This window comes from Actinomadura darangshiensis (assembly GCF_004349235.1).
In the GTDB taxonomy this organism is placed as follows: Bacteria; Actinomycetota; Actinomycetes; order Streptosporangiales; family Streptosporangiaceae; genus Spirillospora; species Spirillospora darangshiensis.
Map to the genome: position 1 here is coordinate 1 of NZ_SMKY01000502.1, position 3,727 is coordinate 3,727.

The window sequence follows — 3,727 nt, forward strand, 5'->3', positions numbered from 1 at the left end:
GGTGAGCGTGGCGGGGCCGGGGCGCTTGGCGCGTTGGCGGATGATGTGCGGCGGGCGGTGGATGACGGGTTCGCCTCGGCTTGGATGTGGCAGGTCTTCGGGGTGGACGTACTGACCGCGCTGGCGGTGGCCGGGAGTCAGGCGCCCGGGATCGAGCTCGGGACGGCGGTGGTGCCGACGTATCCGCGGCACCCGGCGGCCCTGGCGCAGCAGGCCAGGACGACCTCGCTGGCATTGGAAGGGCGGCTGACGCTCGGCATCGGGCTGTCGCACAAGATCGTCATCGAGGACATGTACGGCTACGACTACGGCAGGCCCGTCCGGCACATGGCCGAGTACCTGTCGGTGCTGGCGCCGCTGCTGGCCGGGGAGAGCGCGGCGTTCACGGGCGAGACGGTGCGGGGCAACATCGGGTTGAGCGTCGCGAACGAGGGGCGTGTGCCGCTGCTGCTCGCGGCGCTCGGCCCGAAGATGCTGAGGCTGGCGGCGGAGCGGGCCGACGGGACGGTGCTGTGGATGACGGGGCCCGCGACCGTCCGGGAGCACATCGTGCCCACCATCACCGCGGCCGCCCAGGAGGCGGGACGGGACGTGCCGCGAGTGGTGTGCATGCTGCCCGTATGCGTGACCGGTGATGCCGAGCGCGCGCGGGAACAGGCCGCGAAGACGTACGATATGTATGGGTTGCTGCCGTCCTACCGCGCCATGATGGACCGCGAAGGCGTGGAGGGTCCGCAGGATTTGGCCATCGTCGGCGATGAGGATGCGGTCGCGGCGAGGCTGGAGGAACTGTCCAAGGCGGGGGTGACCGATTTCGTCGCCGCGGAGTTCGTACCGGATGACCGGCGCACCCGGGCGTTCCTCAAGTCGGTCACGGGGAGATGAGCTCGTAGAGGTTGCCGCTGGAGTCGGAGAAGTAGAGCCCTCGGCTGCCGAGCGGGTGGTTCTGGTCGACGCGGCCGTTGTCGGGATGCCCCGGCTCGTCGCCGTAGGGGATCTCGCGGGCGTCGAGGCGGTCCACGATCGCGTCGAACGTGGCGGCGTCCACGTCGAAGGCCAGGTGGTGGCCCTGCGGGTACGCGACGGACATGAAGTCGACGGTGAGGGCGTCGTTCACCCGGATCGGGACGAAGTGCCGCGCGTTCGGGTGCACGCCGGTGTAATCGAGGCCCATGACCGCGCCGAAGAAGCGGGCGGCCTCGTCGTTGTCGGCGGCGGTCACGATGGTGTGGTTGAGGGTGATCGTCATGCTGGGGTTCCTTCCTTGAGCGCGCCGTGCAGGAAGACGTCCAGGTAGTCCTCGACGGACATGGCCGGCGCGTCGGGGCCGGCGGGCGGACGGGAGCGGCCGAACGCCAGCCCCATGAAGATGGTCGCGAGCTGCTCGGCGGGCAGGCGGAGCCGGTCCCCTTCGGGTTCGAACAGGTCGGCCAGGGCGTCGCGGGTGCGGGTCATGGCGGTGTCACGGCCCGGGTCGGGGTGCGCGCCGCCACGGCCGGTGCGGCCGGTGGCGTGCAGGGCGCCGATGACCATGCCCATGCGGGCGAGGTAGGCGTCGATCGCGGCGCTGGCCTCGGCGAGCCGCCCGGCCAGCGGCTGGTCGAGGGGGATCGCCTCGATCTCGGCCAGGACGTGCTCGGGCCGCAGTGCCTCGACGACGCACGCGTCCAGCAGTTCGTCCTTGTCGGAGAACACGCGGAAGATCGTCGCCTCTCCGATGCCGGCGGCACGGGCGATCTGGCTGGTGGTGACGGCCATGCCGTGCTCGGCCACCAGCGGCAGCGCCGTCCGGATGATCATTTCGCGGCGTGCCGCCGGGCTCATCCCGGGGGCGCGGCGGCGGTTCTCGGCCTCCATGCCCGCCACGGTACGGAGTGAGTGCTCACTCCGTCAAGGCCGAAGTGAGCACTCACTCCGCGCAATGCGACAGATCATCATTCGGCGGCTGATACCGTTGCGATGCTGCGCGCCTGGAGCGAAGTCCGGTGTGAAACCGGCGCTGTCCCGCAACTGTGGTGCCCCTCTCTAAGTGGCCGAGCCAGGTCGCCTCCTCGCGCGCCGACGATCTTCGACCTCGTGGAAGGGCGATCCGTCCCCTTGCGGGCCGCGGCTTCCCGGCAGCCAGGAGGCTTCTGTGAGACCCGTACGCACCCTCGGCGCGGTGATCGCGATCGGCGTCATCACGCTGGCCGCCGCTTGCGGCGGCGACGACGGCAAGGCCGGCGAAGGCGAGGACGGCAAGACCGTCACCGTCCAGGCCGCCAACGGCGCGGTGGCCGTCCCGGCCAAGCCCAAGCGGATCGTGTCCCTGTCCCCCACGCACACCGAGACGCTGTTCGCGATCGGCGCCGGGTCGCAGGTGGTCGCGGTGGACGACTACTCCAATCACCCGTCCAACGCGCCGCGCACGAAGCTGTCCGGCTTCAAGCCGAACGCCGAGGCGGTCATCGCCTACAAGCCGGACCTCGTCGTCCTGTCCGACGACCTGTCCGGCATCGTCAAGGCGCTGGAGAAGGTGAAGGTCCCCGTCCTGCTGGAACCGGCGGCGACGAAGCTGGACGAGGCCTACGACGAGATCATGGACCTCGGGCAGGCGACCGGCCACACCGCCGAGGCGACGAAGGTCACCGGCGGAATGCGGGCAGAGATCCAGAAGACGGTGGCCGCGTCGTCCAAGGCCAAGGGCCTCACCTACTACCACGAACTGGACAACCAGCTGCACTCGGTGACGTCCACGACCTTCGTCGGCCAGGTGTACGGGCTGTTCGGCCTCCAGAACATCGCCGACAAGGCGGACAAGGCGTCCGGCGGGTACCCGCAGCTGTCCCGTGAGTACCTGCTCAAGCAGGACCCCGACCTGATCTTCCTGGCCGACACCAAGTGCTGCGGGCAGAACGCCGGCGCCCTCGCCAAGCGCCCCGGCTGGTCCGACCTGGACGCCGTCAAGAGCAACGGCGTGGTCGAACTCGACGACGACATCGCCTCCCGCTGGGGCCCCCGCCTGCCCGAGTTCGTCAAGGTGATCGGCGACGCGGTTCAGAAGGTTCAGTGACCACTGCCTCCGAGGACGCCCGCCCGTGAGCGAGCGCCGGGCCCGCCCGGAAGACGTCCCGGCCGCCCCGAACGACACGGCCGCCGGGACGTCCCCGGACACCCCGGCCCACACGGTCGCGCCGTCCCCGGACGTCTCGAACGACACAGCCGGAGCCTCCCCGAACGACACAGCCGGAGCCTCCCCGAACGACACAGCCGGAGCCTCCCCGAGCGACACGGCCGGGGCCGCCCCGAGCGACACGGCCCCCGGGACCTCCCCGGACGCCCTGAACGACACGGCCGGGGTCTCGCCGGAGGCCTCTAGTGGTTCCGGGGGCTCCCCCAGTCAGCCCACTGGCGTCCCCTCAAGTCCCGAAGACGCCGCCCCCCGCCACAGGTGGTCGCCGAAGGGGCGGGGAGCGGTGCGTTCGCGGGCGCGGTTGCGGGTGGTGCCGTTCGTGGTGGCGCTCGCGCTGCTGGTGGTCACGCTGCTCGCCGGGGTGCTGGTCGGGTCGGCCGGGTTGCCCGTGTCCGGCGTCCTCAAGGCGCTGGCCGACAGGATTCCGTTCGTGCACGTCGACAGCGGGTTCGGCGTCATCGACGAGAACGTGCTGTTCCAGCTGCGGGTGCCGAGGGCGCTGATGGCGGCGCTGGTCGGCGGGATGCTCGCCGTCGCGGGCGCCGGCTACCAGGG

The 3,727-nt window shown here is 71.1% G+C and carries 5 protein-coding genes; 3 read left to right on the forward strand and 2 right to left on the reverse strand.

Annotated features, from left to right (window positions below; genetic code table 11):
• Positions 1 to 885: LLM class F420-dependent oxidoreductase (locus E1293_RS45445; protein ID WP_279473366.1), on the forward strand; the 885-nt coding region annotated here is incomplete at its 5' end.
• On the opposite strand, the gene E1293_RS45450 is transcribed toward E1293_RS45445, so the two are convergent.
• Positions 872 to 1,249 (reverse strand): VOC family protein, encoded by a 378-nt coding sequence (locus E1293_RS45450; protein ID WP_132206128.1) that lies wholly within the window; start codon positions 1,247 to 1,249, stop codon positions 872 to 874. The two genes, E1293_RS45445 and E1293_RS45450, sit on opposite strands and share 14 nt — an antisense overlap.
• Complete coding sequence (locus E1293_RS45455; protein WP_243717527.1) at positions 1,246 to 1,857, reverse strand: TetR/AcrR family transcriptional regulator; 612 nt, start codon at positions 1,855 to 1,857, stop codon at positions 1,246 to 1,248. The genes E1293_RS45450 and E1293_RS45455 overlap by 4 nt, the downstream gene beginning before the upstream one ends.
• A 277-nt stretch (positions 1,858 to 2,134) precedes the next feature.
• Here E1293_RS45455 and E1293_RS45460 point away from each other — a divergent pair, with 277 nt between their 5' ends.
• Together E1293_RS45460 and E1293_RS45465 are read left to right on the forward strand one after the other, a co-directional pair.
• Positions 2,135 to 3,052 carry an ABC transporter substrate-binding protein gene (locus E1293_RS45460; protein WP_132206130.1) on the forward strand — a complete coding sequence of 306 codons (918 nt, stop codon included), beginning with the start codon at positions 2,135 to 2,137 and terminating at the stop codon, positions 3,050 to 3,052.
• A gap of 403 nt (positions 3,053 to 3,455) precedes the next feature.
• The coding region (locus E1293_RS45465; RefSeq protein ID WP_165978705.1) for an iron chelate uptake ABC transporter family permease subunit at positions 3,456 to 3,727 on the forward strand (272 nt) is incomplete at its 3' end.